General features: G+C 66.1%; 23 protein-coding genes and 4 tRNA genes. 8 read left to right on the top strand and 19 right to left on the bottom strand.

Going from position 1 to position 20,566, the window contains the following annotated elements; all coding sequences use genetic code 11:
- The 10 genes from O0K41_RS19020 to O0K41_RS18975 all read right to left on the bottom strand — a co-directional run bounded on the left by O0K41_RS19020 (position 1) and on the right by O0K41_RS18975 (position 5,936).
- Positions 1-77 (bottom strand) — tRNA-Arg (locus O0K41_RS19020).
- A gap of 58 nt (positions 78-135) precedes the next feature.
- Positions 136-212 (bottom strand) — tRNA-Arg (locus tag O0K41_RS19015).
- A 58-nt stretch (positions 213-270) separates the two neighbouring features.
- Positions 271-347: transfer RNA gene (locus tag O0K41_RS19010), tRNA-Arg, on the bottom strand.
- The gene (locus O0K41_RS19005; protein WP_088437125.1) at positions 338-1,264 is read right to left on the bottom strand and encodes an alpha/beta fold hydrolase; all 927 of its coding nucleotides are present in this window, start codon (positions 1,262-1,264) and stop codon (positions 338-340) included. The genes O0K41_RS19010 and O0K41_RS19005 overlap by 10 nt, the downstream gene beginning before the upstream one ends.
- Positions 1,261-2,070, bottom strand: coding sequence for a bifunctional hydroxymethylpyrimidine kinase/phosphomethylpyrimidine kinase (thiD, locus tag O0K41_RS19000; RefSeq protein ID WP_049451020.1), 810 nt, complete (start codon positions 2,068-2,070; stop codon positions 1,261-1,263). Before thiD ends, O0K41_RS19005 begins: the two co-directional genes overlap by 4 nt.
- Positions 2,071-2,134: 64 nt before the next feature.
- The gene (locus tag O0K41_RS18995) at positions 2,135-2,803 is read right to left on the bottom strand and encodes a YoaK family protein (protein WP_164222910.1); all 669 of its coding nucleotides are present in this window, start codon (positions 2,801-2,803) and stop codon (positions 2,135-2,137) included.
- A 12-nt stretch (positions 2,804-2,815) separates the two neighbouring features.
- Entirely contained in the window at positions 2,816-3,322 is a 507-nt protein-coding gene (locus O0K41_RS18990; RefSeq protein WP_164222907.1) for a hypothetical protein, read from the bottom strand.
- Complete coding sequence (locus O0K41_RS18985; protein ID WP_005409049.1) at positions 3,319-4,719, bottom strand: PhoH family protein; 1,401 nt, start codon at positions 4,717-4,719, stop codon at positions 3,319-3,321. Before O0K41_RS18985 ends, O0K41_RS18990 begins: the two co-directional genes overlap by 4 nt.
- Before the next feature lie 84 nt (positions 4,720-4,803).
- Complete coding sequence (locus tag O0K41_RS18980; RefSeq protein ID WP_049451024.1) at positions 4,804-5,283, bottom strand: peroxiredoxin; 480 nt, start codon at positions 5,281-5,283, stop codon at positions 4,804-4,806.
- 92 nt (positions 5,284-5,375) lie between these two features.
- Positions 5,376-5,936, bottom strand: coding sequence for a glycine cleavage system protein R (locus tag O0K41_RS18975; RefSeq protein ID WP_005409051.1), 561 nt, complete (start codon positions 5,934-5,936; stop codon positions 5,376-5,378).
- Between the two features lie 164 nt (positions 5,937-6,100).
- Here O0K41_RS18975 and dapA point away from each other — a divergent pair, with 164 nt between their 5' ends.
- Both dapA and O0K41_RS18965 read left to right on the top strand, forming a co-directional pair.
- Complete coding sequence (gene dapA / locus O0K41_RS18970; protein ID WP_049451027.1) at positions 6,101-6,994, top strand: 4-hydroxy-tetrahydrodipicolinate synthase; 894 nt, start codon at positions 6,101-6,103, stop codon at positions 6,992-6,994.
- 32 nt (positions 6,995-7,026) lie between these two features.
- On the top strand, positions 7,027-7,542 hold the full coding sequence (locus O0K41_RS18965; RefSeq protein WP_005409053.1) for a hypothetical protein: 516 nt from the start codon (positions 7,027-7,029) through the stop codon (positions 7,540-7,542).
- A gap of 228 nt (positions 7,543-7,770) precedes the next feature.
- Here O0K41_RS18965 and fdxA read toward each other — a convergent pair whose 3' ends face one another.
- A complete protein-coding gene (gene fdxA, locus O0K41_RS18960) occupies positions 7,771-8,094 on the bottom strand; it encodes a ferredoxin FdxA (RefSeq protein WP_005409054.1) in 324 nt (107 codons plus the stop codon).
- Positions 8,095-8,286: 192 nt separating this feature from the next.
- Between fdxA and O0K41_RS18955 the strand changes: the two genes are divergently transcribed.
- A complete protein-coding gene (locus O0K41_RS18955) occupies positions 8,287-9,711 on the top strand; it encodes a sugar porter family MFS transporter (RefSeq protein ID WP_164222903.1) in 1,425 nt (474 codons plus the stop codon).
- A gap of 293 nt (positions 9,712-10,004) precedes the next feature.
- On the opposite strand, the gene O0K41_RS18950 is transcribed toward O0K41_RS18955, so the two are convergent.
- A tRNA-Glu gene (locus tag O0K41_RS18950) sits at positions 10,005-10,079 on the bottom strand.
- 52 nt (positions 10,080-10,131) lie between these two features.
- Here O0K41_RS18950 and pcnB point away from each other — a divergent pair.
- The 5 genes from pcnB (at position 10,132) to O0K41_RS18925 (ending at position 14,199) form a co-directional block, all read left to right on the top strand.
- Positions 10,132-11,511, top strand: coding sequence for a polynucleotide adenylyltransferase PcnB (pcnB, locus tag O0K41_RS18945; protein ID WP_164222900.1), 1,380 nt, complete (start codon positions 10,132-10,134; stop codon positions 11,509-11,511).
- 3 nt (positions 11,512-11,514) lie between these two features.
- Positions 11,515-12,000, top strand: coding sequence for a 2-amino-4-hydroxy-6-hydroxymethyldihydropteridine diphosphokinase (folK, locus tag O0K41_RS18940; RefSeq protein ID WP_088437119.1), 486 nt, complete (start codon positions 11,515-11,517; stop codon positions 11,998-12,000).
- Between the two features lie 34 nt (positions 12,001-12,034).
- On the top strand, positions 12,035-12,850 hold the full coding sequence (panB, locus tag O0K41_RS18935; protein WP_005409058.1) for a 3-methyl-2-oxobutanoate hydroxymethyltransferase: 816 nt from the start codon (positions 12,035-12,037) through the stop codon (positions 12,848-12,850).
- Positions 12,847-13,686, top strand: coding sequence for a pantoate--beta-alanine ligase (gene panC, locus O0K41_RS18930; protein WP_057500712.1), 840 nt, complete (start codon positions 12,847-12,849; stop codon positions 13,684-13,686). The genes panB and panC overlap by 4 nt, the downstream gene beginning before the upstream one ends.
- 69 nt (positions 13,687-13,755) lie before the next feature.
- On the top strand, positions 13,756-14,199 hold the full coding sequence (locus O0K41_RS18925; RefSeq protein ID WP_308304555.1) for a hypothetical protein: 444 nt from the start codon (positions 13,756-13,758) through the stop codon (positions 14,197-14,199).
- Between the two features lie 110 nt (positions 14,200-14,309).
- Here O0K41_RS18925 and O0K41_RS18920 read toward each other — a convergent pair whose 3' ends face one another.
- The 7 genes from O0K41_RS18920 to O0K41_RS18890 all read right to left on the bottom strand — a co-directional run.
- A complete protein-coding gene (locus tag O0K41_RS18920; protein WP_049449837.1) occupies positions 14,310-15,071 on the bottom strand; it encodes a DNA adenine methylase in 762 nt (253 codons plus the stop codon).
- Between the two features lie 190 nt (positions 15,072-15,261).
- On the bottom strand, positions 15,262-15,753 hold the full coding sequence (locus O0K41_RS18915; protein ID WP_049449836.1) for a hypothetical protein: 492 nt from the start codon (positions 15,751-15,753) through the stop codon (positions 15,262-15,264).
- A 5-nt stretch (positions 15,754-15,758) separates the two neighbouring features.
- Positions 15,759-18,023, bottom strand: a complete 2,265-nt coding sequence (locus O0K41_RS18910; RefSeq protein ID WP_308304554.1) for a hypothetical protein — start codon at positions 18,021-18,023, stop codon at positions 15,759-15,761.
- Positions 18,016-18,243 (bottom strand): hypothetical protein, encoded by a 228-nt coding sequence (locus tag O0K41_RS18905; RefSeq protein WP_262234063.1) that lies wholly within the window; start codon positions 18,241-18,243, stop codon positions 18,016-18,018. The genes O0K41_RS18910 and O0K41_RS18905 overlap by 8 nt, the downstream gene beginning before the upstream one ends.
- A complete protein-coding gene (locus O0K41_RS18900; RefSeq protein WP_024957631.1) occupies positions 18,243-18,473 on the bottom strand; it encodes a hypothetical protein in 231 nt (76 codons plus the stop codon). The genes O0K41_RS18905 and O0K41_RS18900 overlap by 1 nt, the downstream gene beginning before the upstream one ends.
- Before the next feature lie 10 nt (positions 18,474-18,483).
- Complete coding sequence (locus O0K41_RS18895) at positions 18,484-19,266, bottom strand: phage BR0599 family protein (protein ID WP_308304553.1); 783 nt, start codon at positions 19,264-19,266, stop codon at positions 18,484-18,486.
- A partial coding sequence (locus O0K41_RS18890; protein ID WP_308304551.1) for a hypothetical protein occupies positions 19,263-20,566 on the bottom strand: 1,304 nt, incomplete at its 5' end. The genes O0K41_RS18895 and O0K41_RS18890, both read right to left, overlap by 4 nt.

Here is a 20,566-nt window from a genome sequence, read left to right as displayed (position 1 = left end):
TGGTGCGCCCGGAGAGATTCGAACTCCCGACCGCCTGGTTCGTAGCCAGGTACTCTATCCAACTGAGCTACGGGCGCGCGGTACACAATCAAATTTTACTGCATTTCCAGCGGCGGATGCCGGAAACCTGTCGAGTGGTGCGCCCGGAGAGATTCGAACTCCCGACCGCCTGGTTCGTAGCCAGGTACTCTATCCAACTGAGCTACGGGCGCGCGGTACACAATCAAATTTTACTGCATTTCCAGCGGCGGATGCCGGAAACCTGTCGAGTGGTGCGCCCGGAGAGATTCGAACTCCCGACCGCCTGGTTCGTAGCCAGGTACTCTATCCAACTGAGCTACGGGCGCCCTGCGACAGGAGCGGAATTATGCGGATGTCGGCGCGTACCGTCAACAGTTTTGTGAAAATTTTCATCCAACTGAATGAAAAAGCTGTCAGCCACGGCATCAGGGGCCTTCAGCCACGCGAAATGATCGGCGCGCGTGCCCAGTTCCTGCGCGGACAGCACGCGCAGCTGCGCGTCCACATTCGGCAGCTTCGCCAGCAGCGTCTGCATCGATCCGGTGGGGGCCAACCAGTCGTGCTCCATCAGCACCGCCTGTGCGCTGCCATGCACACGCGCCATCTGCGCATCGAGGTCTTCGTCCATGCCGACGGCGGCGTAATGGTTGTTCAGGCCGACGCGCGCCCAGTCGGCGATCAGCCCGCGCGCTTCGGTGCCACCGAAGCCGAGGCGACGGCCATGCAGCACGCCTTGGTGCTGTGCGATCCACGGCAGGAAGCGGTAGACCAGCGGCAGCAGCCAGCCACGCGGTGGTGGGAATCCGCGCCAGAACGGTGAGCCGCTGGCGGCCAGCCACAGCCGGTTGAAGTGCTGCGGGTTGCGGCCGGCATGCACGCAGGCCAGCTGCCCGCCCAGGCTATGGCCGCCGATGATCCAGGGCAGGGCGTCGCCTTCGTCATCCGCTGCGGCCAGGACGGCTTGGCTGGTCGGCAGATCCTGTTCGAGTACCTCGCGATAGCCCCAGTCCTGCGTGCGCGATGGGCGCAGCGAACTGCTGCCGTTGCCGCGCCACTCGTGCAGGTACACCGCCACGCCCTTCGCCGCCAGCGCCAAAGCCAGTGGCAGGTAGTGGCGCGCCGCCACGCCCAGTGCCGGCAGCCACAGCAGGCGTGCGATGGGCTGTGCGGGCACGCAGGCGATCACTTCGTAGCGATGGCCATCAGCGCACTGCACGGCAAGGACGCCGGGTGTGAGGCTCATGCGTGTGGTGCCGCGCCGAAGTGATCCAGCACCAGCACCTCGCTGCGGCCGGGGGCATAGCCCTGCTGCAGGCCGCGTGCAACGTAGTCGATACCGGCTTCGCAGGCATTGGCCAGGCTCAAGCCGTTGCACAACTGCGCGGCGATGGCCGAGGCCAGCGTGCAGCCGGTGCCATGTGCGTCCAGCGGCAGGCGGGCATGGATGAACTCTTCGCTGCTCACGCCGTCGAAGTAGCGGTCGATCACGCGGTTGCCTTCATGCAGGTGGCCACCTTTCAGCAGCACCGCACCGGCCCCCAGGTCGAGCAGGGCGGAGGCGGCCTGTTCTGCGTCTTCACCGTTGCTGATCTTCCGGCCGACCAGTAGTTCCGCTTCCGGCGTATTGGGGGTGATCAGCGTGGCCAGCGGGATCAGGCGCTCACGCATGGCCTGCAATGCGCTGTCTTCCAGCAGGCGTGCCCCACTGGTGGCGACCATCACCGGGTCCAGCACCACATGTGGTGGGCGGTGGCGCTCCAACGCTTCGGCGACGGCATGGATCACTTCGGCGTTGGCCAGCATCCCCAGCTTCACCGCGTGGATGTCGAAGTCGTCGAAGCAGGCATCCAGCTGCGCGCGCAGGAACTCGATGGGTGGCACGTGCACGGCGATGACGCCGCGGGTGTTCTGCGCGGTCAGTGCAGCGATCGCCGAGAGGCCATGCACGCGGTGCGCGGCGAAGGCCTTCAGGTCGGCCTGGATGCCGGCGCCACCGCCGGAGTCGGAGCCGGCGATGGTGAGGGCGGAAACGGGAGTGGTCGGGCTCATCAGTTGATTGTGCCGTGGTCCCGGAGGGGAAGGTAGATCCACGCCATGCGTGGATGTCCTTGATTCAATGCCGCCAACGCGCCCACTGCTGGTACAGCACATAACCCAGCCCGGTCAGGCCGGTCAGCAGGGCCGGGGCGAGCAGGGCGTCGTACTGCCAGCGCATGAACAACCAGGCGCCGATGATGCCGCCGGCGAGGAAGCCGCTGATGATCAGGCCGCTGAGGGTCAGCCGTCGCAGCTGCAACGGCAGCCCACGCAGCAGGTGGCCCAGGCCGATGCCGAGGTCGGTGAACATGCCGCTGAGGTGGGTGGTGCGCACCACCGCGCCACTGAAGGTGGTGGCCATCGCGTTCTGCAGGCCGCAGGCCATGGCGGCGGCCAGCGCGCCCCAGATCTGGTGCTGTTCGAACAGTGGAATGGCGACCAGCAGCAGCGCCGATTCCAGTGCCAGCGCCACGCCGTAGCGCCGGCCCAGCTGCAGGGTGCTGTCCTGGATCAGCAGGCCGCTGAGCATCGCGCCCAGCGAGAACGCGATCAACAGCCCCCACAGGTGCCCGACGGCGCGCCAGTCCCCCTGCGCCAGCGCCATGCCCAACTGGCTGGTACTGCCGGTCATGTGGCTGACCGTCTGGTGCTCGAAACCGAGGAAGCCGACCACGTTGACCATGCCGGCCACGCACGAGAGCGCGACCGCGCCGATCCAGACCCAGGTGGGCAGGCGTATTCCCATCGGCGGGGCCCCTCAGGGCCCGCCGAAGCCGCCGTTGAACTGCAGCTCGCTGAAGGTGTTGCTGGCCGGGTCGAACACCGCGCCCCAGAACTGCGCGCCGCCATCGCAGACGCGGATCGCTTCACGGGCCGGATTGATGCCACTGTCGTCGGGCAGGTGGAAGGCGTTGACGTAGATCAGCCGCTTGCCGGCGCTTTCGATGCCGACGTACTGGCGGTCGAAGTCCAGCACCTTCGGTACCTGTGCCTCCAGCGACGACAGCTGTGCCTCCAGCTGATCGATCTGCTGCCGGCTGGGGGCCCAGTAGCCGCTGACCCGCCCGGGCTCGCGGCCGGGGCTGGCGCGCGAACAGGTGTCGAGCACCTGCGCGGCGATGATCGGGCGGGTGACCACCCAGGACTGGCCGGTGCGCTCGGCGGTCGGCACACTGGCCGGGCCACGCGTGGTGGTGCAGGCGCCGAGCACGGCTGCGAGGGTGATCGCAGCCGTGGGCAGCAGCAGGCGGGTGCAGCGGTTCACAACACCTCCGAAGCGTAATCGGCCAGGCGCGAGCGTTCGCCTCGGCGCAGGGTGATGTGCGCGCTATGCGGCCAGTTCTTGAAACGATCCACCGCGTAGGTCAGGCCCGAGGTGGTCTCGGTCAGGTACGGGGTGTCGATCTGCTCGACGTTGCCCAGGCAGACGATCTTGGTGCCGGGGCCGGCACGGGTGATCAGCGTCTTCATCTGCTTCGGGGTGAGGTTCTGCGCCTCGTCCAGGATCAGGTAGCGCGACAGGAAGGTACGGCCGCGCATGAAGTTCATCGAGCGGATCTTGATGCGGCTGGCCAGCAGGTCGTTGGTGGCCTGGCGGCCCCAGGTGCCGCCTTCCTGGTTGTGCGTGAGCACTTCCAGGTTGTCGGTCAGCGCGCCCATCCACGGCGTCATCTTCTCCTCCTCGGTGCCCGGCAGGAAACCGATGTCCTCGCCGACGCTGACCGTGGCGCGGGTCATGATGATCTCGCGGTAGCGCTGCTGGTCCATCGTCTGCGCCAGGCCGGCGGCCAGTGCCAGCAGGGTCTTGCCGGTACCGGCGGTGCCCAGCAGGGTGACGAAGTCGATCTCCGGATCCATCAGTGCGTTGAGCGCGAAGTTCTGCTCGCGGTTGCGCGCACTGATACCCCAGACGGCGTGGCTGCCGTGGCGGAAATCATCGACCAGCGACAGCACTACCTTGCCGTCGCCGACCACGCGGCTGACGCGCAGTTCGACTTCGTCTTCGCCGGGCAGGTAGACGTACTGGTTCGGGTACCACTCCTCGCCGTCCTGCGCCTGGATTTCGTAATGGCTGCGGCCCTTGTCGCTCCAGCTGCGCAGGTCGTCGCCGTGGCGCTTCCAGAAGTCTTCCGGCAGCTCGGTGGCGCCGGTGTAGAGCAGGCTGAAATCGTCCAGCGCGCGGTCGTTTTCGTAGTCCTCGGACACGATGCCGGCGATGGCGGCCTTGATTCGCAGGTTGATGTCCTTGGAAACGAACACCACCGGCAGGTCCGGCGTTTCTTCCTTCAGCGCCAGGATCGCGCCAAGGATGGCATTGTCGGGAATGACCTTTCCAAAGCTCTTGCCCGCGTCGAAGTGGCTGGTCTGGAAGCGCAGCTTGCCGGCGCTCTGCTTGCCGCGCAGCTGCAGGCCGTTGGGGCGCTGCAGCGGAATGCCGTCGGCCAGGTTGTCCAGGCCGGATTCCTGCACCAGCTCGTTGAGGAAGCGGCTCACCTGGCGGGCGTTGCGGCTCGCTTCGGAGGTGCCCTTCTTGCCGTTGTCCAGCTCCTCGATCACCTGCATGGGCAGGTAGATGTCGTGCTCCTCGAATTTGAACAGCGCGGTCGGATCGTGCATCAGCACGTTGGTATCCAGCACGTAGATGCGCTTGCCTCGGGTCATCGTCGATTCCTGGTTACGGACAGGGAAAAACCACCACGGCCTGCTGCGGGGCAGGGTGATGGCAGACACAGTAGGCAGTGGGACTCACTTGGACTGGGAGGCCTTCAGTTCGGCGAGAACGGCATCGGCATGGCCGGCAACCTTGACCTTGCGCCAGGACTGCACGATGCGGCTGTCGGGGGAAATCAGGAAGGTGCTGCGTTCGATGCCACGTACCTGCTTGCCGTACATGTTCTTCATCCTGATCACGTCGAAGGCGGTGCACAGCGCTTCGTCGCCATCGCTGACCAGCGGGAAGTTGAAGCCCTGCCTGGCACAGAAGTTGTCGTGCGACTTCACCGAGTCGCGAGAGACGCCGAGCACGACCGCGCCGGCCTTCTTGAACTTCGGCAGCAGGGCGTTGAAGTCGATGCCTTCGGTGGTGCAGCCGGGAGTGCTGTCCTTGGGGTAGAAGTACAGCACCAGCCACTGGCCGGCATAGTCGCCGAGAGTGGCCTGGTCGCCACCGGACAGCGCCAGCGGCAGGGAGAGGGTGGTGCTGTCCAGGGTATCGCCGTTGTTCATGAGGTCCTTCTGTCGAGCCTGGGTTGTTTCTACGACAATTGCATGAAACGCCACGCGCCCGTGAGAGGCGCGCGAAAAATCCGCACTCCCAATCAGAATTTCATCGGGTCCATGATCGCGTCCAGGTTCAGGTGGTCGCAGAACTCAAGGAAATCGTCGCGCAGCGCGGCGATGTGCATGTTGGCCGGCACGCCGATGGTGACCTGTGCACTGAACATTTCCGCACCGGTTTGCATGGCGCGGTAGCGCGTGCTCTGCAGGTTCTCGATGGTGATGCCCTGGCGGTCGAAGAAATCGGCCAGCTGGAACAGGATGCCCGGCTTGTCGGCGGCGATCACTTCGACAATGTACGGCAGCAGGTTGGACTGCGCCTGCTTGGCCGCGGTGCGGTACCAGACCAGCTTCAGGCCTTCCTCGCGCTCCAGCCGGGTCAGCATCGCCTCCAGCTTGGCCACCGAGTCCCAGGAGCCGGTGGCCAGGGCGGTGACCGAGACATCGCGGCCGACCGTGGCCAGGCGTGCGTCCACCAGATTGCAGCCGCTGTCGGCGATGCGGCGGGTGACGGACAGCAGGGGGGACTCCGGATGCGTCGTATAGGCGTTGATCAGGAGGTGGTTTTCGCTCGGCGCGGGGCGCGGGGTGGTGTCGGTCAAGGCGATTCCGGGTAATGCATGCGTTAGTCTGAATGCCCGCCAGAGGCGGGGATCCACCGGTGTCCAGCATACTTGCCCGTGCTTTCGCGCCGCAAGTAACATTCAGGTCGCCCCCGGCCTTTCGTGGCGGGCGTTTTCCCTTTCCAGCCAAGAGCAGCACGTCCTTGTCCCTTTCCGGCCTCATCACCGCGCTGGCGACCCCGTTCCGGGCCGACGGCGCTCTCGATCCCGACGGTTGGCAGCGCCTGCTGCACCTGCAACTGGAAGGTGGCGTCCATGGCGTTGTCGTTGCCGGCTCGACCGGCGAAGCGGCAACCCTCACCGATGCCGAGTACGACCTGCTGCTGGCCAGCGCGGTCGAACGCATTGGCGGCCGCATCCCGGTCATGGCCGGCACCGGCCTGTCCGGTACCGCCAAAACCATCGATCAGACCCGTCGTGCGGCCGCGCTTGGCGCCAGCCATGCACTGGTGGTCACCCCGCCTTACGTGAGGCCGACCCAGGCCGGCCTGATTGCCCATTATCGTGCGGTCGCCGACCAGGGCGGGTTGCCGATCGTGCTGTACAACGTGCCCGGCCGTACCGGTTGCGACATGCAGCCGGAGACCGTGGCCGAACTGGCCAGCCACCCCAACATCGTCGGCATCAAGGAGGCGGTGGGCGACACCGGCCGGGTGCAGGCGCTGCTCGCACTGCGCAGCCCGCAGTTCGCCGTGCTCAGCGGCGACGACGGTACGGCCGCGCGTTCGATCCGGGCCGGTATCGACGGCCTGATCTCGGTCGGCTCCAACGTGCTGCCCGGCGCCTACCGCCGCATGTGCGAGCTGGCCGCCGCCCATGACCACGAAGCCACCGAGTCCTGGGATGCGCGCCTGCAGCCGTTCCATGATTTCTGCGGTGTTGAACCGAACCCGATTCCGGTCAAGGCGCTGCTGCGCCGCATCGGCATCGGCCATGACCTGCGCCTGCCGCTGCTGCCGCTGTCGGCGCCGCACCACGCGGCCGCCGACCATCTTGCCGGCGACATCGCCGCCCTTGAAGCCCTTTCCAGCCACTGACCTTTCGTCTTGGTCTGACCCAGGAGATTCACATGCGTCAATCCGTTTCCACTGTCCGCGTGCTGTCCTACGCCCTGCTTGCGGTGGCCGTTGCCGCCGGCACCACCGGCTGCTTCAAGCGTGGCGTCAAGGGCGACTATGCCCTGGCCCCGGAAATGCGTCCGCTGGAAGTGCCGCCGGACCTCAACCTGCCGGCCACCACCGGTGACAACAAGGTGCCGGCGCTGGTGTCGGCCACCAAGCCGGCAGCGCCGGCGGCTGCGGCTCCGGCCGTTGGCAATACCGGTTTCACCATCGCCGGTGGCAAGGATGAAGCCTTCGCCAAGGTCGGTACCGCGCTGGAAGGCGTGGAGGGCGTGACCATCGCCAGCCGCGCCCAGCTGCTCGGCTCGTATGACGTGGCCTACGAAGGCAGCAACTTCCTGGTCCGCGTGGTCGCCGTCGATGCCGGCGCCTACATCTCCGCGGTCGACCCGCGTGGCCTGCCGGCCACCGCCGAAGCGCCGGTGAAGCTGATCGCTGCGCTGAAGGCGAAGCTGGCCCAGTAAGGGCTGCCTCTGGTAGAGGCTGACCTTGGTCGGCGCTTCTGTGCCAACCAAGGTTGGCACCTACCGGATCGCAAGGTTGGCATGCCGTATCGCGAGGTTGGCATGCCGGATCGCAAGGCTGGCATGCCGGATCGCAAGGCTGGCATGCCGGATCTTGCGGTTGGCGTTCACCGGAAAACAGAAAAGGGCGCCCGTGGGCGCCCTTTTCGTTGCCGCCGTGGGCGCTTCTCAGCGCTCCAGCAGCTTCAGCTTGTCCGGCTTGCCATCCCATTCGCCGGCGTCGGCGGGCGGGTCCTTGCGCACGGTCAGCACCGGCCACTCCTTCGCCAGCTCGGCGTTGAGGGCGACGAAGCCTTCCTGGCCGGCGGGGACATCGTCCTCCGGGAAGATCGCATTGACCGGGCACTCCGGCTCGCAGAGGGTGCAGTCGATGCACTCATCCGGGTCGATCACCAGGAAGTTCGGGCCTTCGTGGAAGCAATCCACGGGGCACACTTCCACGCAATCGGTGTGTTTGCACTTGATGCAGTTTTCGGTGACGACAAAGGGCATGGGCTGGGGGTGGATCGATTCCTGAACCCGCCAATTCTAGAACAGGTTGGCCCCCGGTGTCGGCGCGGGGCGGAAATCGGGCGTCTGGCAGGCGCGACCGTGGCAGTCATTGGCGGCAGGGCGGGGCCTGTGCGACGCTGCGGGTCAGCCGGCTGCGTCGGGTGGCCGGCCCCCTTCCCAGCAGGATCGTCAATGTCGCCAGCCAAGCCCAGCATCGCACCCCATGGCGGTGAGAACACTGCATTCATCGTCCTGATCAGCTGCGTGGCCACGCTCGGTGGATTCCTGTTCGGCTTCGACAGTGGTGTCATCAATGGCACCGTCGATGGCCTGCGCCAGGCCTTCAACTCCAGCGAGGCGGCGCTCGGTTTCGAAGTCGCCTCGATGCTGCTGGGCTGCGCGATCGGTGCGTTCCTGGCCGGCTGGCTGGGCGACCGCCTGGGACGCCGCGGCGTCCTGATCGTGTCGGCGCTGATGTTCCTGGTCTCGGCGCTGGGCGCCGGCGCAGCCCACGCCTCGTGGCTGTTCATCGCGGCCCGCGTGCTGGGCGGCTTTGCAGTAGGGGCGGCCAGCGTGATGTCGCCGGCCTACATCGCCGAGGTGGCGTCGGCGCGCTATCGCGGGCGCCTGGCCACCGTGCAGCAGATGGCGATTATCTGCGGCCTGTTCGCGGCGTTCCTCAGCAACTACCTGCTGGCCCGCGCCGCCGGGGCGTCGACCGAGCCGTTGTGGCTGGGTCATGAGGCCTGGCGCTGGATGTTCTGGATGCAGGCGCTGCCGTCGGGGCTGTTCCTGCTGTTGTTGCTGGTGATTCCGGAAAGCCCGCGCTTCCTGGTCCTGAAGGGGCGCCAGCAGCAGGCGAGGGCGGTGCTCGCGCGGCTGTACGGCGAGGCCGCAGCGGCGGCCAAGCAGGCCGAGATCGAAGCCAGCCTGACCCAGGACCAGCACAAGCCGCGCTTTGCCGACCTGCGCGACACGGTCAGCGGCAAGCTGCGGCCGATCCTGTGGGTGGGCATCGGTCTGGCCATGTTCCAGCAGCTGGTCGGCATCAATGTGGTGTTCTATTACGGCGCGGTGCTGTGGCAGGCGGTGGGCTTCTCGGAAAGCGACGCACTGCTGATCAACGTGCTGTCCGGTGGGCTGAGCATCGGTGCTTGCCTGCTGACGGTGCTGTTGATCGACCGCATCGGGCGCAAGCCGCTGCTGTGGATCGGCTCGGTCGGCATGTCGGTGGCGCTGGTGCTGATGGTGGTCGCGTTCGCCAGTGGAAGCCTGGCCGACGGTCGACTGCAGTTGTCCGACGGCATGGGCCGGCTGGCGCTGGTCGCGGCCAACGTCTACGTGGTGTTCTTCAACATGTCCTGGGGCCCGGTGATGTGGGTGATGCTGGGCGAGATGTTCCCCAACCAGATCCGCGGCCCGGCGTTGGCTGTTGCCGGTGCGGCGCAGTGGACGTCGAATTTCGCGATCACCGTGACCTTCCCGATGCTGCTGGCCGGCATCGGCCTGGCCGGCGCCTATGGCATCTACACGGTGGCGGCCATCCTCTCGATCTTCTTCGTGGTCCGCTACGTGCGCGAGACCAAGGGCAAGGAGCTGGAGCAGATGGAAGGCTGACGGCGACTGGCTTCGGTTGCGTTCCGTTGGCGCCTGCTTGTCCAGAGTGTGAGGGGGCAGGCCGCCCTCTCCAGGACACGCAAGAGCCATCCATGGGGGGCTCGATGGCGCCATGGATGGCGCCATCGAGCCCCCATGGATGGGTTTACGGCGTGTCCTGCCCTGGGTGACCCCACCGGCTCAAGCCGATTGCAGGGGGGCGCCAAAGCGACCAACCCGACCGCAACCACTGCAATCCCGGAAAACAGAAAAGCCCGCACAAGGCGGGCTTTTTCGGTTCCTGCTGCGGCGACTGGCGCTCCCTAGGGGACTCGAACCCCTGTTTTAGCCTTGAGAGGGCCACGTCCTAACCACTAGACGAAGGGAGCGTAACTGTGTCGCTGCCGAGGCAGGAGCGCTAGTATATGCACCTCGATGCCATTGGGCAATCCCGAAACTTCAACCGGAAGCGCCAACATCATTTCCTCTGCTACATCATCGTTCAGCCTGCGCGTCATCCCGCGCGACCAGCACACGATCTCCCGCAAGGACATCAGCCCGAACGCCCTGCGCGTGCTTTATCGCCTGCGCGATGCCGGCTTCGGCGCCTACCTTGTCGGCGGCGCGGTGCGCGACCTGCTGGTCAATGGCCAACCCAAGGATTTCGACGTGGCCACCGACGCCACGCCCGAACAGGTCAAGCAGCTGTTCCGCAACTGCCGCCTGATCGGCCGCCGTTTCCGCCTCGCCCACGTTGTGTTCGGCCGCGAGATCATCGAAGTCGCCACCTTCCGCGCCAACAGCGATGACGGTAGTGGCGACCGCGAGATGGAAAACGGCATGCTTGTGCGCGACAACGTGTACGGCACCATCGAAGACGACGCCGTCCGCCGCGACTTCACCTGCAACGCCCTGTACTACGCCATCGAGGACTTCTCGGTGCGTGACTACACCGGTGGCTTCGAAGACGTGCAGGCGCGCCTGATGAAGCTCATCGGCGACCCGGTACAGCGCTACCAGGAAGACCCGGTGCGCATGCTGCGCGCCGTGCGCCTGGCGGCCAAGCTCGGCTTCCAGATCGAAGAGGGCACCGCCGCGCCGATCCCGCAGCTGGCTGGCCTGCTCAACGAAGCCGCGCCGGCACGCCTGTTCGAGGAAGTGCTGAAGCTGTTCCTGTCCGGGCACGGCGTGGCCAGCTTCGAAGGCCTGGAGCGCTACGGTCTGCTCGACGTGCTGTTCCCGGAAAGCGCCAGGGCGTTGAAGTCCAACCGCACCGGCGCGCTGCGCCGCATGCTGGTCGAGGGCCTGGCCAATACCGATGCCCGCGTGGCCAACGACGAGCCGGTCTCGCCGGCGTTCCTGTTCGCGCTGCTGCTGTGGCCGGCGTTCTGCCGCGCCCAGGCGACCCTGCTCAAGCAGGGCGTGGCGCCGGAAGAGGCGCAGCGTCGTGCCGCCGACCGCGTCACCGTGCAGCAGTTGAGCACCATCGCGCTGCCGCGCCGCTTCTCGCTGCCGATGCAGGAAATCTGGCTGCTGCAGTCGCGTTTCAGCTCGCGCCAGCGCAAGCGCGTGTTCCGCACGCTCACCCATCCGCGCTTCCGCGCCGCGTTCGACTTCCTCAGCCTGCGCCAGGTGGCCTCGGCCGAGCACGCTGCCGATGTTGAATTCTGGCGCGAGGCACAGGCCCAGTCCGGCCGCGAGCTGGAATCGTCGCTGGACGCGATGCACAGCGAAGAGGGCGATGACGAGAACGGAGCACCGCGCAAGCGTCGCCGTCGTCGTCGCCGCCCGGGGGCCTCGGCCGGTGCAGCTGGCGAATAAGCAATGACGCCAGCGTGGATCGGCCTCGGCGCCAACCTCGGCGATGCGGCCACGACTGTCGGCGCGGCGATCACTGCGCTGGACGGCCTGCCCGGGACCCGCGTGCTGCAGGCCTCGCGCCTGTACGCAACGCCGGCCTGGGGCAATCAAGACCAGCCACCGTTCGTCAACGCAGTGGCCGCGGTCGAAACGTCACTGGCAGCCGATGAACTGCTGCAGGCGATGCTGGCGCTGGAGCAGCGCTTTGGCCGCGTGCGCGATCCGGCGGTGCACTGGGGGCCGCGCGCGCTGGACCTGGACCTGCTGCTGTATGGCGCGCAGGTGCTCGACCAGCCCGGCCTGCAGGTGCCGCACCCCTACATGCACGAGCGTGCCTTCGTGCTGGTGCCGCTGGCCGAAATCGCGCCGGATCTGGCCATCCCCGGGCATGGCCGCGTGCGGGATGCAGTGATGCGGGTGGATGCCTGCGGGATCGCGCCGATAGGGTGATAATGCCCGGGTTATCTCCCCCGGTTATCAGCACATGAGCACCCACGCAGACAGCAAGCCTTGGACCGTTCCCGCCCTGGCCGAGGCCAAGCGCAATGGCCAGAAGCTGGTCATGTTGACCGCCTACGACGCTGGCTTTGCCCGCACCTTCGATGCCAATGGCGTCGACCTGATCCTGATCGGCGATTCGCTGGGCATGGTCGTGCAGGGCCATGATTCGACCCTGCCGGTGACCGTGGCCGACATGGTCTACCACACCCGCGCCGTGGCCCGTGTGCTGCAGCGCGCGCTGCTGGTGGCCGACCTGCCGTTCGGTGCCGATGCCACTCCGGAGCGCGCGCTGGATGCTTCGCTGCAGCTGCTGCAGGCCGGTGCCGAGATGGTCAAGATCGAAGGTGCCGGCTTCAAGGTCGACATCATCCGCTACCTGGTCGAGCGTGAGATTCCGGTCTGTGCGCATCTGGGCCTGACCCCGCAGTCGGTGCTGCGCCTGGGCGGCTTCAAGATCCAGGGCCGCGGCGATGCCGCGCGCCAGCTGGTGGAAGATGCCAGGGCCGTGGCCGCTGCCGGCGCCAGCATCATGGTGCTTGAGTGCGTGCCGACCCCGGTTGCCGCCGAGGTGACCGCTGCGGTGGAGGTGCCGACCATCGGCATCGGTGCCGGCCCGCAGTGCGATGGCCAGGTGCTGGTGCTGCACGATTTCCTTGGCCTGGACAGTGGCCATCGCCGTCCCAAGTTCGTCAAGGACTTCCTTGCCGAAGGCGGTTCGGTGGCGGGTGCCACCCGCGCCTATGCCGACGCCGTGCGCGACGGCAGCTTCCCCGACGAACAGCACGCTTACGCCTCATGATCCAGACCTTCAACGAGCTCGGCGCATTGCGCGAGCAGATCGCCCAGTGGAAGCGCGAGGGCCTGCGCGTGGCGCTGGTGCCGACCATGGGCAACCTTCACGGTGGCCATCATTCGCTGGTGACCCTGGCCCGCCAGTACGCCGACAAGGTGGTGGCAAGCATCTTCGTCAACCCGACCCAGTTCGGGCCGAACGAGGATTTCAGTCGCTATCCGCGTACGCCCGAGGCCGACGTGGCCGGGCTGGAGCAGGCCGGCTGCGATGCGGTGTGGCTGCCCAGCGTCGAGGCGATGTATCCGCTGGGCGTGGACAAGACCACGCAGATGCACGCGCCCGGCGTCAGTGAAGTGCTGGAAGGCGCCAGCCGTCCGGGACACTTTGATGGCGTGTGCACGGTGGTGGCGCGCCTGTTCCTGCAGGTGCAGCCGGACGTGGCCGTGTTCGGCCGAAAGGACTACCAGCAGCTGGCTGTGATCAAGCAGATGGTGGCCGAGCTGTCGTTCCCGATCCAGATCGTCGGCGCGGACATCGTGCGCGACGAGGATGGTCTGGCCAAGAGCTCGCGCAACCAGTATCTGAGCGCCGAACAGCGCCCGGTTGCGACCAGTATCCACCGCACCCTGCTGGGCATGCGCGAAGGCTATGTAGCCGGGCTGGCACGTGACCGCATCGAGGCCGACGCCACGGCGGCATTGCAGGCAGCCGGTTTCCAGGTCGACTATGCGGTGCTGCGCACGCCCGATTTGGCCGAGCCGACCTTCGACGGCGGCGGCCGCGTAGCGCTGATCGCCGCACGTCTGGGCACCACCCGCTTGATCGACAACCTGGAATTCTGAGCCGCATGCGGCTTGGGGGGGGCGCCCGCAACGGGCGCCTCTCCACTTCCCACGGACGGGAGACCTGAAATGAAAACCCCCGGCACTGATACCGGCCGTCTTGCCCAGGCCTCTATCCTGGCGGTGTTGGCGGCAGGCATGCTGCCGGCCCAACTGTTTGGCGGCCTGATGTTCGCACTTGAATTCAGGCGCACGCCGATGCCCGCGCTCACCGGCGGTGGACTGATGTTCGGGCTGGGCGTCTGCATCGCCATCGCGGTGTTCCTGCCGATGGCGATGCTCCCGCGATCTCGGCAGCCCCTGCGCCGGATCAGCTTCGTGCTTGCAGGGTCTGCCCTGGGCGCGCTGGCCATGGCCATCCATGAATGGCCGGGCGCGATCCATGGGCCGCTGCTGCAGCGCCTGCGCTATGTGGATACATTCGATGTGATCAGCTATGGGCTGACAGTGTTGGCTGCAGGGGGCCTGGGCCTGGCCTCCGGGCTGGCCTTCCATACGGTGTTCAGGCTGTAACGGCGCGCGATAAATCGCCCGCCAGACGTGAGATAAACGGTGGGTCACCCATGTTGCGCCCACCGGAATGAAATTGCACGGGGCGGAAACCGCCCCGTGCCCAGGCTGGACTACCAGGTCGTGTAGATCAGCTCACGCCGCTGCACCGCCTGCCGGCCGATCGTGTACCGGATTGGCACCACCCGGTCCCTGAACTGGCCGAACACTTCCCGCATGGCCGGGTGGTCGTTGATCGTCAGGATGGCAGAGCCACGCAGCCCCGCCATCTGGCGTGCCAGCTCCCGGTACTGCTCCATCTCAAAGGGAGCCCCGTACCCCTCGGTCTCCCAATAGGGCGGGTCGAGGAAGAACAGGGTGTCGGTGGCATCGTACTTGGCCATGCACTGCTGCCAGGCCAAATGCTCGACGGTCACCTTGTGAAGCCGAAGGTGTGCCGCGCTTAGATCCTCCTCGATGCGGAGAAGGTTCAGGCCCTTGCCACCTCGACCGAAGCCGGGGGTCTGGCCAGTAGCCTTGCCGCCCCAGGCAAGCCGCTGCAGGTAGTAGAAGCGCGCAGCCCGCTGGATATCCGTCAGGGTGTCAGGGTGCTGAAGCTGGCACCAGCGGAACATTTCCCGGCTCGTCAGCGCCCATTTGAACTGGCGAACGAACTCCTCAAGGTGGTTGGCCACGACCCGGTAGAGGCGCACCAGCTCGCCGTGACAGTCATTCAGCACCTCGGCCTTGGCCGGCTCCCTTGCGAACAGGAGAGCAGCGCCGCCGGCGAAGGCCTCGACGTAAGTGCGATGAGGGGTGTCGGCCACCAGGGGCAGCAGGTGGGGCAGCAGGCGGGTCTTCCCGCCCGGCCAGGGGAACAGCGTGGTTGTCTTCATTCTCAGCCTCTGCGATGGGTCTAGGCGAGGCTTGACTCCCCCGCGCGGGGGGCAGGGCCTCGGCCAATAGCACGCGGGCTGTACGCGTGTGTTGCGGCGCCAGGCTGGCAGTTCCAGCTGCCAGCCTGGCGCCCTGTTCTTGGACTATCGGATCGTGATCGGGTGGGCACCCACCGCTCTGCGGCTCATCTCAAGAAATCGAGAAGGCCAGACCATCCAGCACCAACCAATCGGTCGGTCCCGTTCCGTTGTGGTCAATGCCCAAGGTAAAGAACAGTGAGCCTCCAGGCTGGACATCCACACGCGCCGCGCGGAAGCCACTCACGCCGAAATAGGCGCAGGTCAACCTGATCGTGTTCTTCAGCGGACGATATCCAGCGGGCAGAGTGAGGATGGCGGAGCTGGAGGCAGAGGCAGCATTCTTGACCAAGCCACGTAGCTCAACACTGTCGCCGTTCTTGCGGTACTGGACTCGGTTGTAGTTCGTGTCGGTGACGGCATAGTCCTGCCAGTTGTTCAGGAAGGCAGTCACTGTTACCCAGCCTTCCGGCACGGGAGCCAGGCCCGCGCGAAGAGCGCTGGCCAGCACCTTGACGTTCTTACCGCCCTGCAGCGCCGCGAGCTGTTCTGCGCCAGTTAGAGCATCAGCGTTGGCCAAGGCCGAAATCTTTACGTCAGGCATATTGGTTACTCCAAGATGATCGGGTCGCCCGCTTCCGTGACGATGCGGTCGCCCGCTTCGGTCACCAGTTGGGCGCGGTAGAGGAAGGTGTGCTGCAGGCGCTGCCAGCTGGTGAAGCCATCCCGGACGGCCTCGATCTCAACCCGCAGCGTCTTGCCGCCACTGCCGACCGGCGGCAGATAGCTGTCGGTAGTGGCCGTGATGCCGGCCTGCTCACGCACAAGGTTGTCCTGCAGGTACCAGCGGGCGGTGTAGGTGGTGCCTGGCTCCGGGCCAATGCTGGACTGCTCGGAGTCGACGAGCTGGTCAGCCTGTAGGAGGCGATCACGATGCGACCAGGCAGCCACCACGGTGCCGCCACTGCCCCACGCCTCGGCCGGGTATGCGTCGCCATTGATACGCAGACGGCCGGGCGGGTACGGGCGGACATGACGCCGGCGCATCGTCAATGCGATCGCCGTGGCCAGGTCTGGATTCAGTTCACCCTGGCTGGTGCGGGTGATCAGCTTGGCCTCGGGCGCCTCGTTGGCCAAGTACTCACGACCATCGAAACCGACGTATTCATCGGTGAACCACACCCGCGAGCCCACCGCATGCTGAACTGGCACGGTGTCGACGCACCCACGGGCCACGGTCAGTGTCGCGGCCACCGGGTCGATCGACACCACCCGGACCAGCTCGTCATCGATCAACGCCTCGCTGCCGACCTCAACGGCGTCCAGGCTGACTCCAGCGGCCAGCGCGATCGCAGTCGGCTCGCTCTTGGCAGGCATTGCGGTCGTGAGCAGGCCGGTGGGGGCGAAGTCGGCCGTACCGGCTTCGGCGAATGCAGCGTTGCCCAGGCGGGTCTGCAGCGTGTAGCCGAATGCCACCGAGGACGGCCGCACGCCGATCGAGGTCAGGTAGCCGATGTCTGGCGACAAGGCAGCAAGATCCGGCGCACCAAGCGTGGTGGCCAGGTCACGATAGCTCGCCTCCTGCAGGCGTTGCACCGTGACCGGCTTGGGCTTGGTATCCGGCTCGACCCAGGCGCTGTCAGAGGGCTGGATGTAACTGGCAGCCGCCATGCCGGCAACGTCTTGGCTAACGGTCAGCACCACGGCCGTTTCGGTCTGCGTGCCTTCGTCCACGTCCAGGATGCGCACCGGCATGCGGGACACGCCGCGCCGTGGCCACGACAGCGCACGCACCTGACCACGTTCGAAGGGGCCAGCATCGCGCCGCACCCGGAGCTTCACCCTGCAGGGCAGGCTGCTCACCGCCGCCACCTCGCGCGCCGCGACGCGGCCAGCGAGCATGCCGTTCCACAACCCCGGATAGTTCTTCCGGCTGCTGACCACCCGGCCCTGGGCCTGCACGCTGGCGAGATTCTGATAGGTGACCGCAGCATCCTTGTTGGTGGCGATATCGCGATAGACCACCGTGATCTCGTTGACGCTGTTCTCCAGCATCGGCTGCTGCCACTCCATCATCTCGATGATCTGGCCAGGACCGATCTCTGCCAGAGTGGCCGGGTCATAGTCCGGCCGCACCAGCACCAGCTTGGTCAGACCCGTCACCGGATCTTCAATGCGCATGCCGCCGATGTGGTCGCACACCATGTCCATGAACTCACCGGCTGGCACCGACCTGGACCACTTCAGGCACAAGCCAAGACCTTCATCCTTGAGCACCTGCGCGGCGGCAAGGAAGCTGGCTTCGTCAATCACCTCGATCGGGTGCCCCATACCCTCAGTGCGGACCTGGTAGATGATGTGGGCCGGGTTCATACCTTCATCGATCTGCACCAGGCCGCCCTGCCATAGGCCCTTCTTCCAGCCAGCGCGCCAGCGCGAAACCTTCTTGGTCCAGTTCTTGATGTAGGGATTCATGGCCGACACCTGGCCATTGAACACGGTGGTGAACAGGCCCCTCGCGGCGGGCCACGGGCCTGGCACCAGCGACTGCAGGTAGGCGCTGGGCATCTGTGTAGGTTCGCCCATGCGCACCTCCAGTTTGCCGACGATCCCGCCTTCACCCTTGTCGCCGCCAAACACTTCGGGGGCAAGAATCGTGATGGTTCGCGAGGAGGTAATCGGCCCCGTGGCCGGCACCGTGAGCGGTACGTTGATGCCGAACACTTTGGTCCAGGCGGTCTGCACGTTACCGTCCCACACCATCCGATCGCCGACGCGGATCTCCCGCAAGGCGTCGACCGGCCCGAGGCACTCGCCAAAGTAGATGCCCATGTAGTAGCGGTAGCCGACGGTCTGCTTCTTGCCACTACCCACGGCTGGCCTCCTCGCGTGCTATCAGAGCCAGTCGCTGGGCGAAGGCATCGTCCAGGGATTCGAACTGCTCGGCCGGCAGGCCTTCGTCCAGGAATTGGCGGAGATCCAGTCCATGCCGGTCCATCCAGGTACGGATGCCGGCAGCGCACAGCACGCCGTTACCCTCGCCAAGCTTTGCGGCGCGAGCATGGTCAACGGTGACCAGGACAGGGCGATTCATCACTTCTTGCCACCCTTGACCTTGATCGGCGTGGTGCGCAGATCCCCGTAGAACAGCACGTTTGGGTCATCGATCCAGTTCGTGCCGAAAACCATTGCGCACTCGCGACCGTCCTCTGCCGTGGGCACGTTGAAATCCTCCAGCGAGGCCGGCTTCGGGACTGTAGGCTTTGGGCGCATCACGTAGCTGACGATCAGCGCCACGATCATTACGATGATTTGGACCCACATGGGAGGCTCCTCAGAAGATAGGGTCAGGGCCGAAGGGGTTTTTCTTCGGGATCGTGTGTTGGCCGCCGAAGTTGAGCGAGTTGTTGAACTTTTCGTGGCATACCGATAGCGCGTGGCCGCAGCCGGGATAGGCCGAAACAAGTTCGCCGGCAGCAAGCGGCGCAGCGGTCAGCAGGGTCAGTACTGGACCTACATGACCGACGACAAAGCGGTACTCAGTGGCAGTGCCCCTTTTCCACTTGATAAAGCCGCCCACGAACCAGCCATCCGGCTTGGTAGCAAAGGCGGTAGAAGTCACCGTCTGCGTGGATGCAGCAGATAACACGCCGTCGATCCGGAAAGCCTCTGCATTGAGCCCACAGTCTTCGTCGAACAGTGCAAAGGGGCACGGCCCTTGCCAGCAGCGGCGCAGGCCATTGGTGGCAGCTGCGCCGATGTTGCTCTGGCAGGTCAGCACCAAGTCGTTCTGACGTTCGTTGAAGTCGCTCAACACGCCATTCCACGTGTCGCGGATGACGCCATCGCTCTTGCGCACCCTGCGCCAACGCACCGTGATTCGTTCGGTCGGTGCGAACGGGCGAAGCACCGATGCTAGGGGCAACGACAGCGGTACCGTCAACTCCAGATTCGACCGCGCCTCCTGCGCCGACTGCCCCAGGCGGCCGCGCTTGATGGCCACGGGGCTGAACTGCTGCGAATCGTAGACTTCTGCGCTATCGCTGGAGGTGTAGCGCCAGCGCTGAGATCCGCGGCCGAACTCGTACAGCTCCACATGGCGGGAAAACAAGCTCACGATTCACCCTCCTCGGCGGCGATGCCGGCAAAGGACACCTTGCAGCGCGCCAGCCCTTCGCCGTCGGTTTCATGGGACAGCTCGACGGTGTCGGAGCTGAGGCGGGCCAGCACCATCCAACTGATCAAGCGGATGGCTGTGGGCTGCAGGGCGATGCCGTGCGGCACGTCCAACTGCAGGAACTCTCGCTGTGCATCGAGCTCGGTGGCCTGGACCAACTGGCGGTAGAGCACCTGGCCATTGAACAGCTCGATGCGCAGATGGCGGCGGCCGGGCTGAGCGCGCCCGAAGCGAGACACGCCGGCCCATGCCACCACAATGCCTCCGGAGGTGGCCAAGGCCGGCTCGATCAGCTCCAAGTCGTCGGCCCAGGACGGCAGCCACAGCGCGGACGCGCGACCCTGCAGCCAGTACAGGAGGCTGCGCAGGTTGGCCTGCTCGGCGCGGCCCCAAGTCTGCCAAGCATGGGACTGCACTGGCCAAGCCCTGCCCGTGAAGTCATCGATCGATACTGGACCGATGTCCCCATCGATCACCACCAACTGCCGGCCGAATTCTGCGGTCGGCGATTGGTCCAGGTCAGGCCGCTGCTCAAGTACAGGTCGACCGCGATAGGTGGACGCCGGCGCGACTGCTGGCCAGTCGCAAGTTTCCACGGCCGTCAGCCGCACGGTGGAGCGCACAGCCTGGTCGGTCAGGCGCTCGAGGCTGGGTGTTTCTGCGAGGCGCGCTGTCCTGCAGGGCAACACCCGCGTGCCAGGCGCCCAGGCGTTGGCCGTAGGCCGAGCCAGCTGCAGGGTGTTGCCGGTGATGGCCGCCACCTCGACCAGTTCGTAGGTGGTGACGTTTTGCCACAGCATCGCCAGGCCGCCCTGCCGATAGTCCTGCTGTGTGGCGCCCGGTACCGGGATGGACTGCACGCCCAGCGCAAGGCGCGACTGCAGCCAGGACACGTCATTCCAGATGGGCAGTGCCCACGTGCGGGCCGACCAGTCGAACAGGGCGTGTTCCAGCACCTGGCGCTCGCGGCGATCGGCCAGGACGCTGAATTCCCAGGAGCGTCGCGGGGAGCCGCGAAGGGGGAAACGCGCCTCACCACCGCTGGCGGCCTGCTGAACGTCGGTTGCCCACGCCAGAGTCTCCGACACCGGCCGGGACCAATCTGGCGGCAGCATCCACGCCGACATGCGATTGCCGGTGATTGTGATCGTGCGGCTGCCCAAGGCCACGAAGTCGTAGGACAGCGTGGCCGCGATGACGGGCGGCCCCTCGGTAGTGATCGACAGCTGCCACCTGCGCA

Source organism: Stenotrophomonas sp. Sm2128 (genome assembly GCF_030985535.1).
In the GTDB taxonomy this organism is placed as follows: domain Bacteria; phylum Pseudomonadota; class Gammaproteobacteria; order Xanthomonadales; family Xanthomonadaceae; genus Stenotrophomonas; species Stenotrophomonas maltophilia.
Note: the sequence above shows the minus strand (reverse complement) of the source record. Positions and strands in the feature narration are given on the sequence as shown.

Coding starts and splice junctions, on each gene's coding strand:
- O0K41_RS19005 (WP_088437125.1), bottom strand. CDS start 1,264: ATGAGCCTCACACCCGGCGTCCTTGCCGTGCAGTGCGCTGATGGCCAT.
- thiD (WP_049451020.1), bottom strand. CDS start 2,070: ATGAGCCCGACCACTCCCGTTTCCGCCCTCACCATCGCCGGCTCCGAC.
- O0K41_RS18995 (WP_164222910.1), bottom strand. CDS start 2,803: ATGGGAATACGCCTGCCCACCTGGGTCTGGATCGGCGCGGTCGCGCTC.
- O0K41_RS18985 (WP_005409049.1), bottom strand. CDS start 4,719: ATGACCCGAGGCAAGCGCATCTACGTGCTGGATACCAACGTGCTGATG.
- O0K41_RS18980 (WP_049451024.1), bottom strand. CDS start 5,283: ATGAACAACGGCGATACCCTGGACAGCACCACCCTCTCCCTGCCGCTG.
- O0K41_RS18965 (WP_005409053.1), top strand. CDS start 7,027: ATGCGTCAATCCGTTTCCACTGTCCGCGTGCTGTCCTACGCCCTGCTT.
- fdxA (WP_005409054.1), bottom strand. CDS start 8,094: ATGCCCTTTGTCGTCACCGAAAACTGCATCAAGTGCAAACACACCGAT.
- O0K41_RS18955 (WP_164222903.1), top strand. CDS start 8,287: ATGTCGCCAGCCAAGCCCAGCATCGCACCCCATGGCGGTGAGAACACT.
- folK (WP_088437119.1), top strand. CDS start 11,515: ATGACGCCAGCGTGGATCGGCCTCGGCGCCAACCTCGGCGATGCGGCC.
- panB (WP_005409058.1), top strand. CDS start 12,035: ATGAGCACCCACGCAGACAGCAAGCCTTGGACCGTTCCCGCCCTGGCC.
- panC (WP_057500712.1), top strand. CDS start 12,847: ATGATCCAGACCTTCAACGAGCTCGGCGCATTGCGCGAGCAGATCGCC.
- O0K41_RS18925 (WP_308304555.1), top strand. CDS start 13,756: ATGAAAACCCCCGGCACTGATACCGGCCGTCTTGCCCAGGCCTCTATC.
- O0K41_RS18920 (WP_049449837.1), bottom strand. CDS start 15,071: ATGAAGACAACCACGCTGTTCCCCTGGCCGGGCGGGAAGACCCGCCTG.
- O0K41_RS18915 (WP_049449836.1), bottom strand. CDS start 15,753: ATGCCTGACGTAAAGATTTCGGCCTTGGCCAACGCTGATGCTCTAACT.
- O0K41_RS18905 (WP_262234063.1), bottom strand. CDS start 18,243: ATGAATCGCCCTGTCCTGGTCACCGTTGACCATGCTCGCGCCGCAAAG.
- O0K41_RS18900 (WP_024957631.1), bottom strand. CDS start 18,473: ATGTGGGTCCAAATCATCGTAATGATCGTGGCGCTGATCGTCAGCTAC.